A 24,905-nucleotide genomic window follows, 5' to 3' on the forward strand; every position below is an offset into this window, starting at 1 on the left:
TTGAGATATAAAAAAGCCCCGCCTGGATTACCAGGCGGGGCTTTTTAGTGGCGTTTGGAATCAGACGAGGGGTTTAGGCTCGTGTTCTTTTTCCTGGGCCTCTTCGTGTTGCTCGACCGCTTCCTGAACGGAGCGTGGAGCTTCGGCAATCACGGCTTCAACGGCAACTTCTTCAGCGACCGGGGCAGGCGCTGCCTCGATCACTTCGGCAGTTGGAGCAGCGGCGGCAGCGGCAGCCAGTTCCGCTTCCTTCTGCAGACGCTCTTCTTCACGCTTGCGACGACGCACTTCACGCGGGTCGTTAGGTGCGCGGCCGCTTGGGGTCAGGGCGCTGACCGGGGCGACAAGTGGAGCCGCTTCAACTACCGGGGCAGGTGCTTCGGCGACCACTGGCGCTTCAACCGCTGGGGCTTCAACGACCGGTGCCGGTTCGGCAACCACTGCTGGCTCGACAGCCTTGGCTTCTTCAACAGCAGGCGCTTGGACCACTGGCGCTGGTGTTTCAGCGACAGCCGGCTCGGCGACCCAGTTGAAAGCGGTCTGTTCTTCGCGAACTTCACGAACGGTTTCGGTCACGGTTTCAGCGACGGTCTCGACAACCGACTCTTCGACTGCGGCTGGTGCTTCGAAGGTCACCGCTGGTTCAGCGGCCGCTTCAACCAGGGGCTGAGCTTCGCGAGCCGGAGCCACTTCGACTTCCGGAGCGGCAACTACTTCTACCGGAGTGGTTGCTTCAACGACCGGCGCTTCTGCTGGAGCAGTTTCCAGAGTGGCAGCGGTGGCGCGTTCAGCTTGTTCATGGGCCTGAGCTTCAGCCGGAGCGCTGATCACGGTGCTGGCAACAGCAGCGGTAACAGCCAGACCAGCGGCCAGATCGGCAGTGCTTGGCGCTTGAGCGTTTTCGCCGGACTCGGATTCTTCCGAACCTTCGATCACGTTGCCATTGGCATCACGCTGACGTTCGCGACGGTTGCTGCGACGACGCTGACCACGGGAGCGGCGGCGTGGACGATCGCCTTCGGCGTTCTCCGAACCGTCTTCCGGCAGTTGCTCTTCGTTAATGTTGGTCTCTTCTTCGGCGACAGCGGCAGCGGCCTGTTCGGCGCGCGGCTGACGCTCTTCACGCGCAGGACGTGGCGCACGTTCTTCACGCGGCTGACGGGCCGGACGCTCTTCAGCGGTGGCGGCGGCAGCAACGGCGGGAGCGGCATCCAGAGGCTCGCGCAGTTCGCGTACGCGTTCTTCACGCTCGCCACGTGGCTTGCGATCTTCACGCGGGGCACGTGGTGCACGTTCTTCACGAGGCGCGCGCGGTGCGCGTTCTGCGCGGGCTGTCGGTGCTTCGTCACGGGATTCGCGTGGCTCGCGGACTTCGCGTGGTTGACGCTCTTCACGCGGCTCACGTGGGGCGCGTTCTTCACGCGGTGCACGTTCTTCGCGCGGCTTGCGTTCTTCATCGCGGCGACCGTTACGGTTGCGGCTCTGCTGACGACCGTTGCGACGCTCTTCGTTGCGGGCCGGACGCTCGGTGGCAGGTTTTTCAACCACAACCGGAGCAACAGGCTCTTCCTTGGTGGCGAACAGGCTGACCAGCGACTTCACCAAACCTTTGAACAGGCTTGGTTCTGGCGCGGCAACCGGAGCAGGTGCCGGGGCCGGCGCGGCGACTTCGGTCGGAACCGGAGCGTTGGCGCGGGCCGGAGCGGTCTTGACCGCGGCTTCCTGGCGAACCAGGGTGCGGGTCGCGGCGGCTGGCTGGACGTCTTCGACATCGGCGGCAGCGGCAGCGATTTCGTAGCTGGACTGGTTGGTCGCGGCTTCCGGGCTGTCGTCACGCAGGCGCTGAACTTCGAAATGCGGGGTTTCGAGGTGATCGTTCGGCAGGATGACGATGCGGGCGCGGGTGCGCAATTCGATCTTGGTGATCGAGTTGCGTTTTTCGTTGAGCAGGAACGCGGCCACCGGGATCGGCACTTGAGCGCGAACTTCGGCGGTGCGGTCTTTCAGGGCTTCTTCTTCGATCAGGCGCAGGATCGCCAGAGAGAGCGATTCGACGTCACGGATGATGCCGGTGCCGCTGCAGCGCGGGCAGACGATGCCGCTGCTTTCGCCGAGCGAAGGACGCAGGCGCTGACGGGACATTTCCAGCAGGCCGAAGCGCGAGATGCGGCCGATCTGCACACGGGCGCGGTCGGCTTCCAGGCATTCGCGGACTTTCTCTTCCACGGCGCGCTGGTTCTTGGCAGGGGTCATGTCGATGAAGTCGATGACGATCAGGCCGCCGATGTCGCGCAGGCGCAACTGACGGGCGATTTCTTCGGCCGCTTCCAGGTTGGTCTGCAGGGCGGTTTCTTCGATGTCGCTGCCTTTGGTGGCGCGTGCCGAGTTGATGTCGATGGACACCAGGGCTTCGGTCGGATCGATGACGATGGAGCCGCCGGACGGCAGTTCGACGACGCGCTGGAAAGCGGTCTCGATCTGGCTTTCGATCTGGAAGCGGTTGAACAGCGGAACGCTGTCTTCGTACAGCTTGATCTTGCTGGCGTACTGCGGCATCACCTGGCGGATGAAGGTCAGGGCTTCGTCCTGGGCTTCAACGCTGTCGATCAGCACTTCGCCGATGTCCTGGCGCAGGTAGTCGCGGATGGCGCGGATGATGACGTTGCTTTCCTGGTAGATCAGGAACGGCGCGGAACGATCCAGCGAGGCTTCCTTGATGGCGGTCCAGAGTTGCAGCAGGTAATCGAGGTCCCACTGCATTTCTTCGCTGCTGCGGCCAAGGCCAGCAGTGCGCACGATCAGGCCCATGTCGGCTGGAGCGACCAGACCGTTCAGGGCTTCACGCAGTTCGTTGCGCTCTTCGCCCTCGATGCGACGGGAGATGCCGCCGGCACGCGGGTTGTTCGGCATCAGAACGAGGTAACGACCGGCCAGGCTGATGAAGGTGGTCAGGGCTGCGCCCTTGTTGCCACGTTCTTCTTTTTCGACCTGGACGATGACTTCCTGGCCTTCGCTCAGGACGTCCTTGATGTTGACGCGGCCTTCAGGGGCTTTCTTGAAGTATTCGCGGGAGATTTCTTTGAGGGGCAGGAAGCCGTGGCGCTCGGAGCCGAAATCGACAAAGGCAGCCTCAAGGCTTGGTTCGATGCGAGTGATGCGGCCCTTATAGATGTTGGCCTTTTTCTGCTCGCGTGCACCGGATTCGATGTCCAGGTCGTAGAGGCGCTGGCCATCTACCAGTGCAACACGCAACTCTTCGGGTTGAGTTGCGTTAATCAGCATTCTTTTCATGTAGTACCGTCGGTTTCCGGGCTGCCGGAAACGGCGTTCGGCACACACGACTTCTCACGGTCGGTGTCAGGTGCGTCGGGAGTGGTTGGCCATTCCCGTGTCCAGCGATGTCCGGCCAATTGGGCCGTTATCGCGACGTACGCGTCCTGCTTGCTGTGGCTACTTAAGCACTCAGTCAGGAGGAGGAATCAACCGGTGGCTGTGGACGAGATGAAGCGTCTTGATAAAGCCTGTTGCTACACAGTCCAGCGGTTGTGCATCTCCACCCTACACGTATCCCTGATAATTCGGGTGCTGCCGCGCGCAGAATCCGCAGCGGGTTGGCATTTACCGTGAGCTCCGAAAGGGGAGGTCACGCATCATGGCTAATTCAGGCGGTGTTTCCGGAGCCTTCGCTCGGGGTCATCCGCGGCTGACTGCACTTTGTGAACTGGCCGTGAATATGGCTCGCGTGGCGAGTGAAAACTCTGCTTTGCGGCGTGATTCAGGCCTCATGTCACCTGCGCTTGTTACAGCTGCAAACTCCACCGTTACGTAGCAAAAGCCCCGTAGGACGGCCTCGCGTCCTGGTGAATTGCGTTGGTCAGGGCCGGTTTTTGACCGTGGTTCCGCTGTCCAGGCCGCTTTTGGCGGCGTTCGCGACTATAGCAGCAATGATTAAGTGCTTCAATTCCATAAAAAATTGTTATTATCCGCGCCATGACGACTACTGCCCCTACGACTCCAGGCGTTCAACTGCTTGAGGTCTCGCCGGAATATGCCGGCCAACGAATCGACAATTTTCTCCTCGCCCGGCTCAAAGGCGTGCCCAAGACCTTGATTTATCGCATTTTGCGCAAAGGCGAAGTGCGCGTGAACAAAGGTCGGATCAAGCCCGAATACAAGCTGCAGGCCGGCGATATCGTGCGCGTGCCGCCGGTTCGCGTGCCTGAGCGTGACGAACCGGTGCCTTTGGCTCAAGGCCTGCTGCAGCGCCTGGAAGCCTCGATTGTCTACGAAGACAAGGCCCTGATCGTGATCAACAAGCCCGCCGGCATTGCGGTTCACGGTGGCAGCGGCCTGAATTACGGCGTTATCGAAGCCTTTCGTCAGTTGCGCCCCGATGCCAAGGAGCTCGAGCTGGTTCACCGTCTCGATCGCGACACCTCCGGCCTGCTGATGATCGCCAAAAAGCGCAGCATGTTGCGCCACTTGCATGCCGCGTTGCGCGGTGACGGTGTCGACAAGCGCTACATGGCACTGGTTCGCGGCAACTGGGCGACTTCGATCAAGCAAGTCCGGGCCGCGCTCGGCAAGAGCAATCTGCGCTCCGGGGAGCGCATGGTCGAGGTCGATGAGGAGGAGGGCAAGGAGTCTGTGACCGTGTTCAAGGTCCTGCGTCGCTTTGGCGATTTTGCCACTTTGATCGAAGCCAAGCCGATCACCGGCCGCACGCACCAGATCCGCGTCCACACGTTGCACGCCGGGCACTGCATTGCCGGTGACACCAAATACGGCGATGACAGTTTCAGTAAGGAAATCCGTGATCTGGGCGGCAAGCGCCTGTTCCTGCACGCTTACATGCTGACCGTGCCGCTGCCCGATGGTGGTGAACTCAAGTTGCAGGCCCCGGTCGATGAAATGTGGGCCAAGACTGTGGAGCGATTGAGTGCGCCCATCTGATTACAAACTGCTGATTTTCGATTGGGACGGCACGCTGGCCGATTCCATTCATCGGATTGTCGAGGCAATGCACTCGGCGTCCGGGCGTTCAGGTTTCGAGTTGCGTGATGACCTTGCCGTCAAAGGCATCATCGGTCTGGGTTTGCCCGAGGCGATTCGTACCTTGTATCCGGAAATCAGCGATGCGGAAATGACCTTGTTCCGCGAGTATTACGCCGATCACTACATCGCTGCAGAAGCCGTGCCTTCGCCGTTGTTCGAAGGTGTAGTCGAGTCGATGGCGTCGTTTCGCGAGCAGGGCTATCACCTGGCTGTCGCGACTGGCAAGAACCGTCGCGGGCTGGATCGGGTACTCAAGGCCAATGGTTGGGAAGATTATTTCGATATCACCCGCGCTGCCGATGAAACTGCGAGCAAGCCGCACCCTCTGATGCTGGAGCAGATCCTTGCGCATTGCGGTGTGCGTGCCGGGCAGGCGCTGATGGTCGGCGATTCGTCCTTCGATCTGTTGATGGCGCGCAATGCGGGGATGGATTCGGTGGCGGTCAGTTATGGCGCGCAATCGATCGAATCGCTGCAGCAGTTTGCGCCGCGACTGTCGATCGACCATTTTTCCGAATTGCACGCCTGGCTGGAGAAGCAGGCCTAATACATTTTTGCTGGGGTGGATGGCATGACCGACGAATGGAAAGCACCGGCCAAGGCAACTGCCGACGACGGTGATGCGAAAAGCTGGAAGCTGCTGGAGAAGACACTGCTGGCTGGCGTGCAGGAGCAGCGTCGGTCGCGGCGCTGGGGCATCTTCTTCAAGTTGCTGACCTTTGTTTATCTGTTTGTTGCGTTGATTCTGTTCACGCCGTTGATGGACATGGAAAAAAGCGCCACTCGCGGTCCGAACTACACCGCACTGATCGACGTCACCGGCATGATTGCCGATAAAGAGCCTGCCAGCGCCGACAATATTGTCGGTAGTCTGCGTGCGGCGTTCGAGGACAAGAAGGTGAAGGGCGTGATCCTGCGCATCAACAGTCCGGGCGGCAGTCCGGTGCAGTCGGGTTATGTGTATGACGAGATCAAGCGCCTGCGCGGTCTGCATCCGGATACCAAGCTGTACGCGGTGATTTCCGACCTGGGCGCTTCTGGTGCCTATTACATCGCCAGCGCGGCGGATCAGATCTATGCCGACAAGGCCAGTCTGGTGGGTTCCATTGGCGTGACGGCGGCCGGTTATGGGTTTGTCGGCACCATGGAGAAGCTTGGCGTCGAGCGTCGCACCTATACCTCCGGCGAGCACAAGGCGTTCCTCGATCCGTTCCAGCCGCAGAAGCCGGAAGAAACGGCGTTCTGGCAGAGCGTGCTGGATACCACGCACAAGCAGTTCATCAACAGCGTCAAGCAAGGGCGTGGCGATCGTTTGAAAGACAAGGATCATCCGGAGTTGTTCTCCGGGCTGGTCTGGTCTGGCGAGCAGGCGATGCCGCTGGGGTTGATCGATGGGCTGGGTAATGCCAGTTCGGTGGCGCGCGACGTGATTGGCGAAAAGGAACTGGTGGACTTCACCGTTCAGGAATCGCCGTTCGACCGCTTCTCGAAGAAGCTGGGTGCCAGCGTTGCCGAGAAACTGGCAATGTGGATGGGTTTCAGCGGCCCGTCGTTACGCTGATCGAATGCTGCAAGAAAAGCCGGCCTGAGAGCCGGTTTTTTTGTGGGTCAGGGAATCTGTACGCCTTCGGCCAGCAGCATGTCGATCAGGCGAATCAGTGGCAGGCCGATCAGGCTGGTTGCGTCCGGTCCTTCGGTGGATTGAAACAGGCTCACGCCCAGTCCTTCGGCTTTGAAGCTGCCGGCGCAGTCGTAGGGTTGCTCGGCGTGCAGATAGCGCTCGACGCGGGTCTGATCCAGTACGCGCATATGCACGGTAAAAGGCACGCAGTCGACCTGGCAGTGGCCGGTCTGGCTGTTGAGCAGGGCAAGGCCGGTGAGAAAGGTCACGCTGGCGCCGCTGGCGGCCATCAGTTGTTCGCGGGCTTTTTCGAAGGTGTGGGGCTTGCCGATGATGCGCTCGCCGAGTACGGCAACCTGGTCGGAGCCGATGATCAGGTGAGTGGGGTGGCTGGCGGCCAGGGCTCGGGCTTTTTGTTCGGCGAGGCGCTTGACCAGTTCGAGGGCTGACTCGTCCGGGCGACGGCTTTCATCGATATCCGGCGAGCTGCAGACGAACGGCAGGTGCAGACGGCTGAGCAATTCCCGACGATAGGTCGAGCTTGAAGCGAGTAATAAAGGCAGCATTCGCATCTCCTGAGGCAGGCGACAGATTCTAGCGGAGCCGCGCAAGTGACGGACAGGGCACAATTTCCTTTGACATGGGTGGGTGCATCCCTATAATGCTGCGCCTATGTTGAATGACCCGATTCCACCTCACGTTGACCCGCGCAAATTGGCTGACCGTGGCACCACCCTTCAAGGTGAACTGCTGCTGGCCGATTTGAAGAGACTCTGCGACCCGCTTTCCGACGATGTCGGTACGGTGCAGGCAAAATTCGTTTTTGAACGAGATGAACGTAAATCTGTGGTGATCCACAGCTTTATCGACACCGAAGTCAAGATGGTTTGCCAGCGTTGTCTTGAGCTGGTCACCCTGCCGATCCACAGCGAATGCAGTTACGCTGTAGTGAAGGAGGGTGCGAATACCCAGTCGTTACCGAAAGGTTATGACGTGCTGGAACTGGGCGAAGATCCATTGGATCTGCAGTCACTGATCGAGGAGGAGCTTCTGCTCGCCTTGCCCATTGTGCCTGCTCATCATCCGGAAGAATGCCAGCAGCCGGCGGGAGCAGATGAGCCCGAACCGAGCGAGGACGAGGTAACGCGGTCCAACCCGTTCAGTGTATTGGCGCAGTTAAAGCGTGACCCAAACGTTTAGGAGTTAATCAATTATGGCTGTTCAGCAGAACAAAAAATCCCGCTCTGCCCGTGACATGCGCCGTTCGCACGACGCTCTCGAGGCTAGCACTCTGTCTGTAGAAAAAACCACTGGTGAAGTTCACCTGCGTCACCACGTATCGCCAGAAGGCGTATACCGTGGCCGTAAAGTGATCGACAAGGGCGCTGACGAGTAATCACTTGTCCGCTCAAGTCATCGCGATTGACGCAATGGGCGGGGACTTCGGTCCCCGCAGCATTGTTCAGGCCAGCCTTGCTTGCCTTTCTGCTACGCCCTCGCTGCACCTGACCCTCGTCGGTCAACCCTCCCTTCTTGAAGAATTGATCACCGGCCAATCGGCTGCCGATCGCGCGCGCCTGACGATTGTTCCGGCGTCCGAAGTCATCACCATGGACGAAAAACCTGCCCAGGCCCTGCGTGGCAAGCCGGACTCGTCGATGCGTGTCGCCCTCGAGTTGCTGCGTGATGGCAAGGTCCAGGCTTGTGTCAGCGCCGGCAATACCGGTGCGTTGATGGCTCTGTCGCGATTTGTGCTCAAGACCCTGCCCGGAATCGACCGTCCAGCCATGGTCGCGGCGATCCCTACTCAGAAGGGCTACTGTCAGCTGCTCGATCTGGGCGCCAACGTCGATTGCAGCGCCGAGCATCTTTTGCAGTTCGCCGTGATGGGGTCCGTGGCGGCGCAAACGCTGGGCATTGCCCGCCCTCGCGTCGCATTGCTGAATATCGGCACCGAAGACATCAAGGGCAATCAGCAAGTCAAGCTGGCCGCGACGTTGCTGCAGGCTGCCCGGGGCGTCAATTACATCGGTTTCATCGAGGGCGACGGTTTGTATCGCGGCGAGGCGGATGTGGTGGTTTGCGACGGTTTTGTCGGCAATATCCTGCTCAAGTCCAGCGAAGGCCTGGCGACCATGATTGCTGCGCGCATCGAGGCGTTGTTCAAGAAAAACCTGGCATCGCGCGTCGTCGGTGCACTGGCGCTGCCATTGATGAAACGTCTGCAGGCTGATCTGGCGCCGGCGCGACATAACGGCGCAAGCTTCCTCGGTTTGCAGGGTATTGTCGTTAAAAGTCACGGTTCGGCCGGGGTTCAGGGATTTCAGAGTGCGATTCAACGAGCGCTTATCGAGATTCAGGAGAATCTTCCCGAGCGCCTGCACGGCCGTCTGGAGGATTTGTTGTCTTAGGCGTTTTCGTCGGACAATGCTTAAATGTGACCGCCCGGTTCAAAGGGCCATCCAACTGTCAGTTTCTTGCGTCCCACTAGCGGGATGCCATTTTTCCGACGACAAGATCATTAGGGGCTTGTTACATGTCTGCTTCCCTCGCATTCGTCTTTCCAGGACAGGGTTCGCAGTCCCTCGGCATGCTGGCCGAGCTGGGCGCGCAATATCCACTGATCCTCGAAACTTTCAAAGAAGCATCCGATGCTCTGGGCTACGACCTGTGGGCGCTGACCCAGCAGGGCCCGGAAGAGCTGCTTAATCAAACCGACAAAACCCAACCGGCCATTCTGACCGCCTCGATCGCCCTGTGGCGTCTGTGGCTGGCGGAAGGTGGTGCGCGTCCGGCCTTTGTTGCCGGTCACAGCCTGGGTGAATACAGCGCGCTGGTCGCCGCCGGCAGCCTGAGCCTGGCGGACGCGGTGAAGCTCGTCGAGCGCCGTGGCCAGTTGATGCAGGAAGCTGTTCCAGCGGGGCAGGGCGGCATGGCTGCCATCCTTGGTCTGGAAGATGCCGACGTTCTCGCTGCCTGCGCTGAAGCGGCGCAAGGCGAAGTGGTCAGCGCGGTGAACTTCAACTCCCCGGGCCAGGTGGTGATCGCCGGTGCCAAGGCGGCAGTAGACCGCGCCATCGAAGGTTGCAAGGCCCGTGGCGCCAAGCGTGCCATGCCGCTGCCGGTCAGCGTGCCGTCGCACTGTGAACTGATGCGTCCGGCTGCCGAGCGCTTCGCGGAATCCATTGCTGCCATCGACTGGCAGGCACCGCAGATCCCTGTGGTACAGAACGTCAGCGCTCAGGTGCCGGCGGATCTGGAAACCCTGAAGCGTGATCTGCTCGAACAGCTCTACAAGCCGGTTCGCTGGGTCGAGTCCGTACAGACCTTGGCCGCCAAAGGCGCGACCAATCTGGTCGAGTGCGGCCCTGGCAAGGTGCTGGCCGGTCTGAACAAACGTTGCGCCGAGGGCGTTTCGACTTCCAACCTCAATACCCCAGACGCTTTCGCTGCCGCTCGTGCAGCGGCTGTCTGAATCAGGAGAAGCTTGCATGAGTCTGCAAGGTAAAGTTGCACTGGTCACCGGCGCAAGCCGTGGCATCGGCCAGGCTATCGCACTGGAACTGGGCCGTCAGGGTGCCATCGTTGTTGGCACCGCGACTTCCGCTTCGGGCGCCGAGCGCATTGCTGCGACCCTGAAGGAAAACGGCATTCAGGGCGCAGGTTTCGAACTGAACGTCACCAGTGACGAATCGGTCAGCGCAGTGCTGGCGAACATTCAGGAGCAGTTCGGGGCGCCGGTGGCGATTCTGGTCAACAATGCCGGCATCACCCGCGATAACCTGATGATGCGTATGAAAGACGACGAGTGGTACGACGTGATCGATACCAACCTGAACAGTCTGTATCGCCTGTCCAAAGGCGTTCTGCGCGGCATGACCAAGGCGCGTTGGGGCCGAATTATCAGTATTGGCTCGGTGGTGGGTGCCATGGGCAACGCTGGCCAAGTAAACTATGCAGCCGCCAAGGCCGGTCTGGAAGGTTTCAGCCGTGCCATGGCGCGTGAAGTCGGTTCGCGATCAATTACGGTCAACTCGGTAACCCCAGGGTTCATCGACACCGATATGACCCGCGAACTGCCTGAAGCACAGCGTGAAGCCTTGCAGACGCAGATTCCGCTGGGCCGTCTGGGACAGGCTCAAGAGATCGCGTCCGTGGTCGCTTTTCTTGCATCCGACGGTGCGGCATACGTGACCGGGGCTACAATCCCGGTTAACGGCGGGATGTACATGTAATTCAAATGTGACGGATTGCTTCAAAAAAATGTCATACGAGCTGTCTAAAATCCGTTATAAAGCTGCAATCTATTTATAGGCAGAGGGCTCCAGGGTTTGAGGAGTGAAGCTTTCAGTTGAAAAGCTGAAAAGTCTTTCTATACACTTACCCACTGGCCAGCTGCCTGAATTTGTCCATTAGGAGTGAAAACAAGGTATGAGCACCATCGAAGAGCGCGTCAAGAAAATCGTTGCCGAGCAACTGGGTGTTAAAGAAGAAGAAGTGAAGAACGAATCTTCTTTCGTTGACGACCTGGGTGCCGACTCCCTTGACACCGTTGAGCTGGTGATGGCTCTGGAAGAGGAATTCGAGACCGAAATCCCTGACGAAGAAGCTGAGAAGATCACTACTGTACAAGCTGCAGTCGACTACGTTACTAGCCACCAGGCGTAATAGTTTGTAATCGTTGCTTGCTGTCATGGAAAAACCGCACTGCCATCATGGCGTGCGGTTTTTTCTTTAGGCCTGATGCAAAGTCGTCATTTGAAAAAGGAGAGTGCTGTGTCGCGTAGACGCGTCGTAGTCACCGGTATGGGTATGTTGTCGCCACTGGGCACGGATGTGCCGAGCAGTTGGCAGGGCATTCTGGCTGGCCGCAGTGGCATTGGTCTGATCGAACACACCGACCTTTCTGCCTATTCCACCCGCTTTGGCGGCTCGGTAAAGGGCTTCAATGTCGAGGAATACCTGTCGGTCAAGGAAGCGCGCAAGCTCGACCTGTTCATTCAGTACGGTCTGGCGGCCGGCTTTCAAGCCGTACGCAATGCCGGTCTGGAAGTCACCGATGCCAACCGTGAACGCATTGGCGTGGCCATGGGTTCGGGTATCGGCGGTCTGACCAACATCGAAGAAACCAGCCGCACCCTGCACGAGACTGGCCCGCGCCGGATTTCTCCGTTCTTTGTGCCTGGCTCGATCATCAATATGATTTCCGGTTTCCTGTCCATCCACCTGGGTGCACAGGGGCCCAACTACGCCATCGCCACAGCGTGTACCACCGGTACGCACTGCATCGGCATGGCTGCGCGCAACATCATGTACGACGAAGCCGACGTGATGATTGCCGGCGGTGCCGAGATGGCCGCGTGCGGTCTGGGCATGGGCGGCTTCGGTGCTTCCCGTGCACTGTCGACTCGCAATGACGAGCCGACCCGTGCCAGCCGTCCGTGGGACAAGGGCCGTGACGGCTTCGTGCTGTCCGACGGCGCCGGTGCCCTGGTGCTCGAAGAACTCGAACACGCCAAGGCTCGTGGCGCGACCATCTACGCCGAGCTGATCGGTTTTGGCACCAGTGGTGACGCGTTCCACATGACCTCGCCACCCGCCGATGGCGCCGGTGCTGCACGCTGCATCACCAACGCGTTGCGCGATGCGAAGATCAACGTTGATCAAGTGCAATACATCAACGCCCACGGCACTTCGACGCCGGCCGGCGACCTCGCTGAAGCCAACGCGATCAAGTCGGTGTTCGGTGATCACGCCTACAAGCTGGCGGTCAGCTCCACCAAGTCCATGACCGGTCACCTGCTGGGTGCGGCGGGCGCGGTCGAGGCGATCTTCAGCGTGCTGGCGATCAACAGCCAGGTGGCGCCGCCAACCATCAACCTCGATGAGCCGGACGAAGGCTGCGACCTCGATTTCGTGCCGCACACCGCGCGCAACATGGATATCGATGTCGTGCTGTCCAACTCGTTCGGGTTTGGCGGCACCAACGGCACGTTGGCGTTCCGTCGGTTCGCCGGCTGATGGACTGCTGGGTCGACGGTCTGCCGGCTGACGCTCTGTCGCTGAAAGATCGCGGCCTGGCTTACGGCGACGGTCTGTTCGAGACCATCGCCGTGCAAAATGGTCAGCCGTTGCTGCTGGATCGGCATCTGACGCGTCTGGCCGAAGGCTGTGCGCGTCTGGCCATTGCTGCCGACATCGAGCGGGTTCGCCATGAGCTGCAATCCTATGCCGCCGCGATGGGCGAGGGCGTGCTCAAGCTCATCCTTACTCGTGGTGACGGATTGCGCGGTTATGCGCCGGACCCTACGGCGCAGGGCCGACGCATTTTGCAAGGCAATCCTCCCGCCGTTTATCCAGCGACCCACGCCGAGCAGGGCGTGCGCCTGTTTCCGTGCAGCACGCGCCTTTCCAGGCAGCCGTTGCTCGCCGGGCTCAAACACCTCAATCGACTGGAACAGGTCATTGCCCGCGCCGAATGGCAGGACAGTGAACATGCCGAAGGTTTGATGCTCGATCAGGCCGGTCGGGTGATTGAAGGCGTGTTCAGCAATCTGTTCATGGTGCGTGACGGTGTGTTGATCACGGCGGACCTGAAACGCTGTGGCGTGGCCGGTGTAATGCGCGCAGAAATATTGTTTCAGGCCGAGTCCCTGGGCATTCCTGTGCAGATCACCGACATCCCCTTCGAACAGCTGCAATGGGCCGATGAGGTCTTCGTCTGCAACAGCGTGTATGGCGTCTGGCCGGTACGCGCCTGTGCTGCTCTGAGCTGGCCGGTTGGCCCGCTCACCCGTAAACTGCAAACCATTGCCCGCGCGCTACTGGATGCCTGATTCGTGAGACGTAAACTTTTGCTGCTGCTGGAAACCGGACTGGTTCTGGCAGGGCTGCTGTTGGGCGCCAGCGCCTGGAAGATTCATTCGGCACTGGAACAGCCCCTGAACATCACGCAGGAAGAACTGCTGGATGTGCCCAAGGGATCCACCCCGACCCGTACTTTTCTTGGACTCGAAGCCGATGGCGTCATCAAGGACGCGTTCTGGCTGCGGGTCTATTGGCGTTTCAATCTCGCCGGCACGCCGATTCACAGCGGTGAATACCGCATGCAGCCGGGCATGACCGTCAACGGTCTGATCGACCTGTGGAAGCGCGGCGATGTAGTTCAGTACAGCCTGACGCTGGTCGAAGGCTGGAACTTTCATCAAGTGCGCGCCGCGCTGGCCAAAGACGAAAAGATCGAACAGACCCTCAATGGCCTGAGCGACAGTGATGTGATGGCCAAAATCGGTCACAAGGGTCTGTTCCCTGAAGGGCGCTTTTTCCCCGATACCTACCGCTTCGTGCGCGGTGTGACCGATGCCGAACTGCTGAAAAAGGCCTTCGATCGCCTCGACGAGGTGCTGGCGAAGGAGTGGGAAAAGCGATCCGCCGATGTGCCTTACACCGAGCCCTATCAGGCGCTGATCATGGCGTCACTGGTGGAGAAGGAAACCGGCGTGCCTCAGGAACGTGGGCAGATTGCCGGCGTTTTCGTGCGTCGCATGGCGCTGGGCATGCAGCTGCAGACCGATCCGACGGTGATCTATGGCCTGGGTGATCGCTACAACGGCAAGCTGACCCGTGCCCATCTCAAAGAAGCCACGCCGTACAACACGTACATGATTCCCGGCCTGCCGCCGACGCCGATCGCCATGGTCGGACGCGAAGCGATTCACGCCGCACTCAACCCGGTGGATGGCACCAGCCTCTATTTCGTTGCTCGTGGCGATGGCAGTCACGTGTTCTCCGATGATCTGGACGCGCACAACAACGCGGTGCGCGAGTACCAGCTCAAGCGGCGCGCGGATTACCGCTCCAGCCCGGCGCCGGCGACCGCGCCCGAGGCCTCTCCGGCAGGCGAGGAGACGATTCCTGCCACCTCCCCCGATACCGCACCGGAATCGTTGCCGCAACCGCCTGCTCAAGAACCTGCACCGGCGCCTGAACCGGAAGCCTCCGCTCCCCAAAACACGCAATGACTTTGATTAAGGACTGCCTGTGACTGGCTTGTTTATTACCCTGGAAGGCCCGGAAGGCGCCGGCAAAAGCACCAACCGCGAATACCTCGCCGAGCGCCTGCGCGCCGCCGGTATCGAAGTGGTGCTGACCCGCGAACCCGGCGGTACGCCGCTGGCCGAGCGCATTCGCGAGGTGTTGCTGGCTCCGGTCGACGAAGTGATGAACCCGGACACCGAGCTGCTGCTGGTGTTCGCCGCCCGTGCCCAGCATCTGGCTGAAGTCATTCGCCCGGCGCTGGCCCGTGGCGCGGTGGTGCTGTGTGATCGGTTCACCGATTCGACTTACGCCTATCAGGGCGGCGGTCGCGGCTTGTCGCTGGAGCGCATCGCGGCGCTGGAGACTTTCGTGCAGGGCGACCTGCGTCCCGACCTGACGCTGATTTTCGATCTGCCGGTGGAAATCGGCCTGGCCCGCGCCAGTGCCCGTGGTCGTCTGGACCGTTTCGAGCTGGAAGGCCGTGAGTTTTTCGAGGCGGTGCGCAATGCGTTCCTCAAGCGCGCCGAGGCAGATCCTGCGCGGTATGTGCGGATTGACGCCGGTCAGCCGTTGGCCAAGGTTCAACAATCGCTGGATACCTTGATTCCGAACCTGCTGGAGCTGAGCCGTGGCTGAGGCCTATCCGTGGCAGGACAGCCTCTGGCAGCAACTGGCCGGTCGCGCTCAGCACGCCCACGCCTATCTGCTGCACGGGCCGGCCGGGATCGGCAAACGCGCGCTGGCCGAGCGGCTGATGGCCAGCCTGCTGTGCCTGCGGCCGACACCTGAAGCCTGCGGCGAGTGCAAATCCTGCCTGCTGCTCAATGCCGGCAGCCACCCGGACAATTACATCCTTGAACCGGAAGAGGCGGACAAGGCGATCAAGGTCGACCAGGTGCGCGATCTGGTCAGTTTCGTGGTGCAGACCGCGCAGCTGGGCGGGCGCAAGGTGGTGCTGATCGAGCCGGTGGAGTCGATGAACATCAACGCCGCCAACGCCTTGCTCAAAAGCCTTGAAGAACCGTCCGGCGATACCGTGCTGTTGCTGGTCAGCCACCAGCCGAGCCGATTGTTGCCGACCATCAAGAGCCGCTGCGTGCAGCAGGCCTGTCCGCTGCCGAGCGAGTCCATGAGCCTGCAATGGCTGGCTCAGGCATTGCCGGAATGTTCCGAAGACGAACGTGTCGAACTGTTGACCCTGGCCGCCGGTTCGCCGTTGGCCGCTGTCACGTTGCACGGGCAGGGCGTGCGTGACCAGCGCGCGCAGGTTGTCGAAGGCGTGAAGAAGTTGCTCAAACAGCAGCAATCGCCGACGCAACTGGCCGAGGAGTGGAAAAACATTCCGATGCTGCGGCTGTTCGACTGGTTCTGTGACTGGTCGAGCCTGATCCTGCGCTATCAATTGACCCAGGATGAAGCGGGCCTCGGCCTGACCGACATGCGCAAAGTCGTGCAGTATCTGGCGCAGAAAAGTGCCCAGGCTAAAGTGCTCGATATTCAGGACTGGATCCTCGCTCAGCGCCAGAATGTCCTGAGCAAGGCCAACCTCAATGCGGCGTTGTTGCTGGAAGCGTTGCTGGTGCAATGGGCGAGCTTGCCTGGCCAAAGATAAGAATGTGTACCTAGACTCTGAACATCAGCAGTGGAGGTCAACATGAACGAACCTGTCAGCCCGGGGCCGCGCAACGGCATCTTGTCCCTGACCATCAAGGACAAGTCGGTCCTTTACGCCGCGTACATGCCGTTCATCAGGAACGGCGGCCTGTTCATCCCGACCAACAAGAGCTACAAGTTGGGCGACGAGGTGTTCATGCTGCTGAACCTGATGGACGAGGCGGAGAAGATTCCGGTGGCCGGCAAAGTGGCCTGGATCACCCCCAAAGGCGCCCAGGGCAACCGCGCGGCCGGCGTCGGCGTGCAATTCAACGATGGCGACAACACGGCGCGCAGTCGCATTGAAACTCATCTGGCCGGAGCCCTGAAGTCCGACCGTCCCACTCATACGATGTAAGTTGCAGTCCTTTTTATGCTCGTAGATTCCCATTGTCACCTTGATCGCCTCGACCTCGCCGCTCACGACGGTTCCCTGGATGCCGCGCTGGATGCGGCCCGTCTGCGCGGAGTCGGGCATTTCCTGTGCATCGGCGTCAGTGCCGATAACGCGGCCGACGTCAAAGCCCTGGCCGAGCGTTACGAGGACGTCGATTGTTCGGTCGGCGTGCATCCTTTGGATGTTCAGCCGGGCGCGGCGCCGGCGCTGGACTGGCTGCTGCACGAGCTCAATCACCCGAAAGTGGTGGCGATCGGCGAAACCGGTCTGGATTACCACTACGAGCCGGAAGCCGCTGAATTGCAGCAGGAGTCGTTCCGTCTGCACCTGCAAGCCGCCCAGCAGACCGGCAAACCGGTGATCATCCACACCCGTGGCGCCCGCGTCGATACGCTCGAGCTGCTGCGCGAAGCCGCGTTGCCCCAGGCCGGCGTGCTGCATTGCTTCACCGAAGATTGGGACATGGCCAAGGCCGCACTGGACATGGGTTACTACATTTCCCTGTCAGGCATCGTCACCTTCCGCAACGCCGATGCGTTGCGCGATGTGGCGAGCAAGGTTCCGGCCGATCGCCTCTTGGTGGAAACCGATTCGCCGTACCTGGCGCCGATCCCGTATCGCGGCAAACCGAACCTGCCGCAATACGTGCGGGAAGTGGCAGAGTTTCTGGCGATGCTGCGCGGCGAGAACTATGAGCGTTTTGCCGAGCAGACCACCGAGAACTTCAAGCGACTGTTTCCGCTGGCGAATGTAAAAGCCTGAATCGCAGGCAAAAAAAACCCGGGTTCTGGGGGGTGAATCCGGGTTAAGACCATTAGGAGTAAAACAAAGGCACGCGGTCCCTTGGTACCTTTACCGGCGCGACACTTGGGGGAGATGTCGCCCGACAGTTCAAGTATTGATCAGTCTGGCGTTCAGTCCAGTTGGCCGGTCGGGGTTTTTAAACAAATTTGGAATACGTTCGCTTCGGTTATGTTCTCATTCCCCCCGAAACGTTCGTGAAATGAACAAGAAACATAGATATGGTCGGATGATCCGTGCATTTTTGCGCAAGTTAGGCATAATACGCGGCTTCGAATTTTGACCCCTACAGACCTTTTCTTATGCACAAAGAACCTCGTAAGGTCCGTGAGTTTCGTCGCCGTGAGCAAGAAATTCTCGATACCGCGCTCAAGCTGTTCCTCGAACAAGGTGAAGACAGTGTCACCGTCGAGATGATTGCTGATGCCGTGGGTATCGGCAAAGGCACGATCTACAAGCACTTCAAGTCCAAGGCCGAGATCTATCTGCGCCTGATGCTCGATTACGAGCGCGACTTGAACGAGCTGTTGCATTCGGCCGATGTCGACAAGGACAAGGAAGCGCTGTCCCGTGCCTACTTTGAATTCCGCATGCGCGATCCGCAGCGCTATCGCCTGTTCGATCGCCTGGAAGAAAAAGTGGTCAAGGGCAATCAGGTGCCGGAGATGGTCGAGGAACTGCACAAGATCCGTGCCTCGAACTTCGAACGCCTGACGCTGCTCATCAAGGGCCGCATCAGCGAAGGCAAGCTCGAAGACGTGCCGCCGTACTTCCACTACTGCGCATCCTGGGCGCTGGTGCACGGCGCGGTGGCGCTGTATCACTCGCCGTTCTGGAGCAATGTGCTGGAAGATCAGGAAGGTTTCTTCCAGTTCCTGATGGATATCGGCGTGCGCATGGGCAACAAGCGCAAGCGCGACCCGGAAACTCCAAGCAGCTGAATCATTCAGTCGCCTTATGCGCCGTGTTTTTCATTACATGGCGCAGTACCGCAGGAATATACTCAGGCATAGGGCTTGCTAAAACTTGAATTGTGAGTCAAGTTTTAGTCGCTCGATTTTCCATCGCCGGAGTGCTTCATGATCGTTGACCGTCAAGGCAGGCGTTTTCGCAATTTGCGGATCAGTCTGACTTCAGCCTGCAATTACGCTTGTACCTACTGCGTGCCAAACGGCAAGCGGCTGGTGGCTGCGCAGGATGAACTGTCGGCCGAGGCCATGGCGCGCGGCGTGGCTTATCTGATCGAAGCCGCCGGCATCGAGCGGCTGCGCATCACCGGCGGCGAGCCGCTGGTCAGCCCCAAACTCGAATCTTTCATGAGCGCCGTTGGCAAGATGGGCCTGGAAGACATCAGCCTGACCACCAACGGCCAGCTCCTGGCAAAAAAACTCCCGTTGCTGGTCGATGCCGGCCTGCGACGCATCAACGTTTCCCTCGATACCCTGGACGCCGGCGCGTTCCGCAGCATTGCCCGTGGCGGTGATCTGGCCACCGTACTGGACGGCATGGATCAGGCGGCCGCGGCGGGGATGAAGATCAAGGTCAACATGGTGCCGTTGCGCGGACAGAATCTCGACCAGGTGATGCCGCTGCTCGATTACTGCCTCGAGCGTGGTTTCGAGCTGCGCTTCATCGAGCTGATGCGCATGGGCCACCTGGCCACTGACTCCAACGCCTTTCTGCAACAGTTCGTCAGCCTGCAACAACTGCTGAGCCTGATCGGCGAGCATTACGAGTACGCGCAAACCGACGCGCCGGTGGACGCCACGGCGGTTCGTTATGCGATTCCCGGTCGGGGTAACTTCGGCGTGATTGCCAACGAAAGCGTGCCGTTCTGCCGAACCTGCTCGCGCCTGCGCCTCTCGTCCACCGGATGGCTGCATGGTTGTCTGTCGTCGAGCAACCGCCACTACGTCGGTGACCTGCTCGACAAACCACGTCACGAGGCGCTACCGGCGCTGCAGCGACTGCTGGTCAAGGCGCTGGGTGACAAGCAGGAAGTCGCATTCTCCGGCGGCGCCACCGTCATGAAGATCATCGGCGGCTGAGTCCTTCGCCACAAAAAGCCCTGTTTCAAAGCGGATACCTGCACATTTCCAAGGACTGGCGCAAAAGCTGCATCCTACGGCCATTCGCCGGTTTTCCGTCACCGGCTTCTGGAGGATTAGGATGCGTAGCCTGGTTTTGCTGCTGGCCGTTTTGGCGCTGGGCGGCTGTATGACTGTCAGTGACATGGCCGAAGGGACTCGCTACCAGATGAGCGACGCGGGCTTGCTGGACCACAGCGACAGCCGTCGCGTAAACAATTTCCGCATTCAGCCGGATTCGTTCATCTACATCGCGCAAGGCTCGTTCGCACCGCCGGGCGGTTCTTACCCGCGTCCCAACGTGGTGGCCGAAGAGGCCTTCAAAGGCTTCGTCGAATACTTCCCGATGGTCCGCCGCGCCCGTGCGCCGGAAGGCCTTGACCAGGCGATGGGCGAGGCCCGCGACGCCGGTGCCCACTACCTGCTGTACACGCGTTTCGCCAAGGCCGACGACCGCATCGGCAACTCCGATGAGTGGCTGGATCAGGAAGCCGTTGATCGTCTCGGCATCGATGGCGGCGTGATTCAGATCATGTTGATCGAGACCAGCACCCAGTATTTGATTGATACTGCACGGATCAAGAGTCGTGGCGGTTTACTGACGTTCCACGACAACAAACCCGAAGACCTGATCGGCCCACCGCTTGCGCAGTACGCGCGCAGCCTGCTGGGCGTCGGGGACCAGTAATTCAAGGAGTACGCCATGAGTGGCCCGCAAAAAGCCAATGACCTGCTGGGGCAAATCCCCAAAACCAAAGGCTTGCCGCCGGTGCACTTGTGGAACCCGGATTTCTGCGGCGACATCGACATGCGCATCGCCCGCGACGGCACCTGGTACTACCTGGGTACCCCGATCGGGCGCAAGCCGATGGTCAAACTGTTCTCCACGATCATCCGCCGCGATGGCGATGACTATTTCCTGATCACTCCAGTAGAGAAAGTCGGGATCAAGGTCGACGACGCGCCGTTTGTGGCGATTGCCGTCGAGGTGGAAGGCGAGGGCGAGGCGCAACGGCTTCGCTTCACGACCAATGTCGATGAAACCACCGAAGCCGGCGCGGAACATCCGATCCGCGTCGAGATTGATCCCGCAACGCAAGAACCCGCGCCCTACGTGCATGTGCGCACCAATCTCGAGGCGCTGATCCACCGCAACGTGTTCTACCAATTGGTCGAGCTGGCAGTCAGCCGTGAAATCGATGGGCAGCGCTGGCTTGGTGTCTGGAGTGGCGGCGAGTTCTTTCGCATCGGCCTCGAACCTTGAAAAACCGCAGTCTGTGGAAGCAGGCTGCGGTTTTTTGTCGTTGACTCTCAATCGTATGATGATTAGCTTAGGCACCCACAGCGAACGGCTTCGGGGTGTCCATGTCGAGCAGTTTTCACGCATCAACGGTTGACTGGCTGGGCGCCTGGATTGCCGCCGGCCAGGTCAAACCGGGGCAGGCGATCAAGGTCGAGGCCGATCTGGGCGAGCAGCTCGGGGTCAGCCGCACCGTGATCCGCGAAGCCATCAAGACCCTCGTCGCAAAAGGGATGCTGGAAGTCGGGCCGAAAGTCGGCACGCGAGTGCTGCCGATCAAGCGCTGGAACCTGTTCGATCCGCAAGTCGTCGGCTGGCTGTCACGCAGCGGCCTGCCGGAAAACTTTGTCGATGACTTGCTCGACCTGCGCCGCACCATCGAACCGATGGCGGTGCGCTGGGCCTGTGAGCGGGCGACCGTCGAACAGGTGCAAGCCGTGCGGCAGGCCTACAACGCGCTGGAGCGGGCGGTGGACAGCGGCATCGACTACAACCGCGCCGACCAGTTCTTCCACGAATGCATTCTCGCTGCCAGCCACAATCAATTCATCGAGCAGATGGTGCCGGCCCTCGGCGCGTTGCTCGCGGTGTCCTTCGAAGTTTCTGCGGCCGACCCCGATGAATTGCGCCGCACTCTGCCCATCCATAAAGACATGGCCGACGCCATCGCCGCCCGGGATGCCGCGCGCGGTGTATGGGCCTGCATGACCCTGATCGACAATGCCGACCTGGCCATCAAGCGGTTTTACCCGCAGGTAATGGCCGACAAAAAAGCCAGCTGACAAAAACAACAAGACAGGAGGTTGCATGACGTGGACTGCGGTAACAGAGCATCGGGCGCAACTGGGCGAGGGACCGTTCTGGGACGCGCCGACCCAGGCGCTGTACTGGGTCGACATCGCCGGCAAGCAGGCGCTGCGGCTGATCGGGCAAAACGTGCAGATCTGGCAGATGCCGGAGCACGTTTCGGCGTTCATTCCCTGCGCCAGCGGCGACGCACTGGTGACCCTGAGCAGCGGCGTCTACCGGCTCGATCTGGACTCCCCCGGACTTGAGCCGCGACTGACGCTGTTCTGCGTCGCCGATCCGCAACCGGGCAACCGCGCCAACGAAGCACGTTGCGATGGCCAGGGCCGCTTGTGGCTCGGCACCATGCAAAACAACATCGGCGAACGGGGCGAGGATCTGCCGATCACTCGACGTTCCGGCGGGCTGTTCCGGATTGATCCGGATAAAAGGGTCACGCCATTGCTGCGCAACCTGGGCATTCCCAACACGCTGCTCTGGAGTGACGACGGCACCACGCTGCTGTTCGGCGACAGCCTCGACAGCACGTTGTACCGCTATTTCATTCACACCGACGGCAACCTCGACACTGCTCAGCCTTGGTACAGCGCCGATCAGCACGGTGGCCCGGACGGTTCGGCGATGGACGCCGAAGGCTACGTGTGGAACGCCCGCTGGGACGGCAGTTGCCTGCTGCGTTTGACGCCGGATGGGCACATCGACCGCAAGATCGACCTGCCGATCAGTCGCCCGACCAGTTGCGTATTCGGCGGCGCAGACCTGAAAACCCTTTACATCACCAGCGCCAAAAGTCCGCTGAACCATCCGCTGGACGGTGCCGTGCTGTCGCTGCAGGTGGATGTCTCCGGAAAGCTGTGTACGCGATTTTCCAGTTAAATCCCAAAATATGGGACGCAAAATTATATATTGAGATTATTTGGCGGTCGGGTTTATAGTCGGCTCCAGCAGTAACACGCACTCACACTTAAAAAGAACAAAACAGGTGAAGTGATGCAGCGAATTTCCATCGCACTCCACAGCGGAGTCAGCGCTTCGGGCCGTTCCGGTTCCGCGGCGTGCGCTCGCCTGTTTTGTTCCAGAAGCCTTCCAGACCGGACATCGTCAGATGCCCGGTTTTTTTATGCTTTCGAACAGGAGTCCTGATTCATGGCTGAACCTCTGTCCCTGCCACCGGTGCCCGAGCCGCCGAAAGGTGAGCGCCTGAAAAACAAGGTTGTGTTGCTGACCGGCGCCGCCCAAGGCATCGGCGAAGCGATCGTCGCAACCTTCGCCTCCCAGCAGGCCAAACTGGTGATCAGCGATATCCAGGCTGAAAAGGTCGAGAAAGTCGCCGCACACTGGCGCGAGCAGGGCGCCGATGTGCATGCGATCAAGGCCGACGTATCGCGTCAGGAGGATCTGCACGCCATGGCCAGACTGGCCATCGAACTGCACGGTCGTATCGACGTGCTGGTCAACTGCGCCGGGGTCAACGTGTTCCGCGATCCGCTGGAGATGACCGAAGAAGACTGGAAACGCTGTTTCGCCATCGACCTCGACGGCGCCTGGTATGGCTGCAAGGCCGTGCTGCCGCAGATGATCGAGCAAGGCATCGGCAGCATCATAAATATTGCCTCGACCCATTCCACGAACATCATTCCCGGCTGCTTCCCGTACCCGGTGGCCAAGCACGGCTTGCTCGGACTGACCCGCGCGTTGGGCATCGAGTACGCGCCGAAGGGCATTCGCGTCAACGCCATTGCCCCTGGCTACATCGAGACCCAGCTCAACGTCGATTACTGGAACGGTTTCGCCGATCCGCACGCCGAACGCCAGCGCGCCTTTGATCTGCATCCACCGAAACGCATCGGTCAGCCGATTGAAGTGGCGATGACCGCCGTGTTCCTGGCCAGCGACGAAGCGCCGTTCATCAACGCCTCGTGCATCACCATCGATGGTGGTCGCTCGGTGATGTACCACGACTGAAAAAGCGGATTTCAGGCGGAACGTCTGCCTGAAATCCAATCATCATACGATATGACTATTGTCGTCATGATTTGCGGCAAACGCTTCGACCGCTGTAACGCTTTTCAAATAACGCTCAAGAAAAATAACAAGGAGTCTGCTTATGAAACGTCGTTTCGGGATTCGTACCCTTTGCAGTACCGCGCTGGCGGTTACTGCGTTCAGCCTGAGCAGTTCGCTGCTGGCCGCTGACCCTGTGAAAATCGGTTTCCTGGTCAAGCAGGCCGAAGAGCCATGGTTCCAGACTGAATGGGCCTTCGCCGAGAAAGCTGCCAAGGACAAAGGCTTCGAGCTGATCAAGATCGCCGTGCCGGACGGCGAGAAAACCCTCTCGGCCATCGACAGCCTTGCGGCCAACGGCGCCAAGGGCTTCGTCATCTGCCCGCCGGACGTGTCCCTCGGCCCTGCGATCATGGCGAAGGCCAAGCTCAATGATCTGAAAGTCATTGCCGTCGACGACCGTTTTGTCGACGCCAATGGCAAGTTCATGGAAGACGTGCCGTACCTCGGCATGGCCGCGTTCGAAGTCGGCCAGAAGCAGGGCGCTGCCATGGCCGCCGAGGCGAAAAAGCGTAACTGGGACTGGAAGGACACCTACGCGGTGGTCAACACCTACAACGAACTCGACACCGGCAAGAAACGCACCGACGGTTCGATGAAAGCGCTCGAAGACGCCGGCTTGCCGAAAGAGCACATCCTGACCGCCGCCCTGAAAACCCTCGACGTACCGGGCAGCATGGACGCCACCAACTCGGCGCTGGTCAAGCTGCCGAGCGCGGCGAAGAACCTGATCATCGGCGGTATGAACGACAACACCGTGCTGGGCGGCGTGCGCGCCACCGAAGCCGCCGGGTTTGCCGCCGCCAACGTGATCGGTATCGGCATCAACGGCACCGACGCCATCGGCGAGCTGAAAAAGCCCAACAGCGGCTTCTACGGTTCGATGCTGCCGAGCCCGCACATCGAAGGCTACAAGACTGCCGAGATGATGTTTGAGTGGGTCACCACCGGCAAGGAACCGCCGAAGTACACCGCGATGGACGACGTCACTCTGATCACCCGCGACAACTTCAAGCAGGAGCTGGAGAAGATCGGCCTGTGGAACTGACGGCAGCGGCGGCCCGGGCAGCCGGGCCGCTTGAA

Annotated in this window: 26 protein-coding genes; 24 read left to right on the forward strand and 2 right to left on the reverse strand. The window is 60.2% G+C overall.

The window, feature by feature from the left end:
- Nucleotides 1–60 precede the first annotated feature (60 nt).
- A complete protein-coding gene (gene rne / locus AC1MDC_RS04725; protein WP_480392579.1) occupies nt 61–3,291 on the reverse strand; it encodes a ribonuclease E in 3,231 nt (1,076 codons plus the stop codon).
- A gap of 699 nt (nt 3,292–3,990) precedes the next feature.
- Between rne and rluC the strand changes: the two genes are divergently transcribed.
- The 3 genes from rluC to sppA are packed head-to-tail and all read left to right on the forward strand — an operon-like array spanning nt 3,991 to nt 6,616.
- The gene (gene rluC, locus AC1MDC_RS04730) at nt 3,991–4,953 is read left to right on the forward strand and encodes a 23S rRNA pseudouridine(955/2504/2580) synthase RluC (RefSeq protein ID WP_085696997.1); all 963 of its coding nucleotides are present in this window, start codon (nt 3,991–3,993) and stop codon (nt 4,951–4,953) included.
- The gene (locus tag AC1MDC_RS04735) at nt 4,940–5,602 is read left to right on the forward strand and encodes an HAD-IA family hydrolase (RefSeq protein ID WP_085696996.1); all 663 of its coding nucleotides are present in this window, start codon (nt 4,940–4,942) and stop codon (nt 5,600–5,602) included. Before rluC ends, AC1MDC_RS04735 begins: the two co-directional genes overlap by 14 nt.
- Nucleotides 5,603–5,626: 24 nt before the next feature.
- The gene (gene sppA / locus AC1MDC_RS04740) at nt 5,627–6,616 is read left to right on the forward strand and encodes a signal peptide peptidase SppA (RefSeq protein ID WP_480392580.1); all 990 of its coding nucleotides are present in this window, start codon (nt 5,627–5,629) and stop codon (nt 6,614–6,616) included.
- A gap of 47 nt (nt 6,617–6,663) precedes the next feature.
- On the opposite strand, the gene AC1MDC_RS04745 is transcribed toward sppA, so the two are convergent.
- On the reverse strand, nt 6,664–7,242 hold the full coding sequence (locus AC1MDC_RS04745) for a Maf family protein (protein ID WP_085696995.1): 579 nt from the start codon (nt 7,240–7,242) through the stop codon (nt 6,664–6,666).
- A 106-nt stretch (nt 7,243–7,348) separates the two neighbouring features.
- Between AC1MDC_RS04745 and AC1MDC_RS04750 the strand changes: the two genes are divergently transcribed.
- The 21 genes from AC1MDC_RS04750 (at nt 7,349) to AC1MDC_RS04850 (ending at nt 24,870) form a co-directional block, all read left to right on the forward strand.
- Nucleotides 7,349–7,876, forward strand: a complete 528-nt coding sequence (locus AC1MDC_RS04750; protein WP_003204262.1) for a YceD family protein — start codon at nt 7,349–7,351, stop codon at nt 7,874–7,876.
- Nucleotides 7,877–7,889: 13 nt separating this feature from the next.
- On the forward strand, nt 7,890–8,072 hold the full coding sequence (gene rpmF, locus AC1MDC_RS04755) for a 50S ribosomal protein L32 (protein ID WP_003179396.1): 183 nt from the start codon (nt 7,890–7,892) through the stop codon (nt 8,070–8,072).
- 4 nt (nt 8,073–8,076) lie between these two features.
- Nucleotides 8,077–9,087 carry a phosphate acyltransferase PlsX gene (gene plsX, locus AC1MDC_RS04760; RefSeq protein WP_085704742.1) on the forward strand — a complete coding sequence of 337 codons (1,011 nt, stop codon included), beginning with the start codon at nt 8,077–8,079 and terminating at the stop codon, nt 9,085–9,087.
- Nucleotides 9,088–9,212: 125 nt separating this feature from the next.
- Nucleotides 9,213–10,151: an ACP S-malonyltransferase gene (gene fabD, locus AC1MDC_RS04765; RefSeq protein WP_085704740.1), complete on the forward strand. Its 939-nt coding sequence runs from the start codon at nt 9,213–9,215 to the stop codon at nt 10,149–10,151.
- 16 nt (nt 10,152–10,167) lie between these two features.
- Entirely contained in the window at nt 10,168–10,911 is a 744-nt protein-coding gene (gene fabG / locus AC1MDC_RS04770) for a 3-oxoacyl-ACP reductase FabG (protein ID WP_085696992.1), read from the forward strand.
- Nucleotides 10,912–11,107: 196 nt separating this feature from the next.
- Nucleotides 11,108–11,344, forward strand: coding sequence for an acyl carrier protein (acpP, locus tag AC1MDC_RS04775; protein ID WP_085696991.1), 237 nt, complete (start codon nt 11,108–11,110; stop codon nt 11,342–11,344).
- Between the two features lie 108 nt (nt 11,345–11,452).
- Nucleotides 11,453–12,697 carry a beta-ketoacyl-ACP synthase II gene (fabF, locus tag AC1MDC_RS04780; protein ID WP_007908259.1) on the forward strand — a complete coding sequence of 415 codons (1,245 nt, stop codon included), beginning with the start codon at nt 11,453–11,455 and terminating at the stop codon, nt 12,695–12,697.
- A complete protein-coding gene (pabC, locus tag AC1MDC_RS04785) occupies nt 12,697–13,512 on the forward strand; it encodes an aminodeoxychorismate lyase (protein WP_480392581.1) in 816 nt (271 codons plus the stop codon). Before fabF ends, pabC begins: the two co-directional genes overlap by 1 nt.
- A gap of 3 nt (nt 13,513–13,515) precedes the next feature.
- On the forward strand, nt 13,516–14,697 hold the full coding sequence (gene mltG, locus AC1MDC_RS04790; protein WP_480392582.1) for an endolytic transglycosylase MltG: 1,182 nt from the start codon (nt 13,516–13,518) through the stop codon (nt 14,695–14,697).
- 19 nt (nt 14,698–14,716) lie between these two features.
- A complete protein-coding gene (gene tmk / locus AC1MDC_RS04795) occupies nt 14,717–15,349 on the forward strand; it encodes a dTMP kinase (RefSeq protein WP_085696988.1) in 633 nt (210 codons plus the stop codon).
- Nucleotides 15,342–16,325 carry a DNA polymerase III subunit delta' gene (locus tag AC1MDC_RS04800; protein WP_480392583.1) on the forward strand — a complete coding sequence of 328 codons (984 nt, stop codon included), beginning with the start codon at nt 15,342–15,344 and terminating at the stop codon, nt 16,323–16,325. Before tmk ends, AC1MDC_RS04800 begins: the two co-directional genes overlap by 8 nt.
- 42 nt (nt 16,326–16,367) lie before the next feature.
- Nucleotides 16,368–16,724 (forward strand): PilZ domain-containing protein, encoded by a 357-nt coding sequence (locus AC1MDC_RS04805; RefSeq protein WP_085704734.1) that lies wholly within the window; start codon nt 16,368–16,370, stop codon nt 16,722–16,724.
- Between the two features lie 15 nt (nt 16,725–16,739).
- Nucleotides 16,740–17,525, forward strand: coding sequence for a TatD family hydrolase (locus AC1MDC_RS04810; protein ID WP_480392584.1), 786 nt, complete (start codon nt 16,740–16,742; stop codon nt 17,523–17,525).
- Between the two features lie 341 nt (nt 17,526–17,866).
- On the forward strand, nt 17,867–18,505 hold the full coding sequence (locus tag AC1MDC_RS04815) for a TetR/AcrR family transcriptional regulator (RefSeq protein ID WP_007950805.1): 639 nt from the start codon (nt 17,867–17,869) through the stop codon (nt 18,503–18,505).
- A gap of 138 nt (nt 18,506–18,643) precedes the next feature.
- A complete protein-coding gene (locus AC1MDC_RS04820) occupies nt 18,644–19,612 on the forward strand; it encodes a GTP 3',8-cyclase MoaA (RefSeq protein WP_007950807.1) in 969 nt (322 codons plus the stop codon).
- Between the two features lie 121 nt (nt 19,613–19,733).
- Nucleotides 19,734–20,339, forward strand: a complete 606-nt coding sequence (locus AC1MDC_RS04825; RefSeq protein ID WP_007950810.1) for a DUF4823 domain-containing protein — start codon at nt 19,734–19,736, stop codon at nt 20,337–20,339.
- A gap of 15 nt (nt 20,340–20,354) precedes the next feature.
- Nucleotides 20,355–20,915 (forward strand): DUF1285 domain-containing protein, encoded by a 561-nt coding sequence (locus AC1MDC_RS04830; protein WP_085696984.1) that lies wholly within the window; start codon nt 20,355–20,357, stop codon nt 20,913–20,915.
- A 101-nt stretch (nt 20,916–21,016) separates the two neighbouring features.
- Entirely contained in the window at nt 21,017–21,733 is a 717-nt protein-coding gene (locus AC1MDC_RS04835; RefSeq protein ID WP_064383471.1) for a FadR/GntR family transcriptional regulator, read from the forward strand.
- Nucleotides 21,734–21,758: 25 nt separating this feature from the next.
- A complete protein-coding gene (locus tag AC1MDC_RS04840; protein WP_480392585.1) occupies nt 21,759–22,634 on the forward strand; it encodes an SMP-30/gluconolactonase/LRE family protein in 876 nt (291 codons plus the stop codon).
- Nucleotides 22,635–22,904: 270 nt separating this feature from the next.
- The gene (locus tag AC1MDC_RS04845; RefSeq protein WP_266201522.1) at nt 22,905–23,723 is read left to right on the forward strand and encodes an SDR family oxidoreductase; all 819 of its coding nucleotides are present in this window, start codon (nt 22,905–22,907) and stop codon (nt 23,721–23,723) included.
- A 142-nt stretch (nt 23,724–23,865) separates the two neighbouring features.
- A complete protein-coding gene (locus AC1MDC_RS04850; RefSeq protein WP_085696981.1) occupies nt 23,866–24,870 on the forward strand; it encodes a substrate-binding domain-containing protein in 1,005 nt (334 codons plus the stop codon).
- The last annotated feature ends 35 nt before the right edge of the window (nt 24,871–24,905 follow it).

This window comes from Pseudomonas sp. 1 (assembly GCF_056626735.1).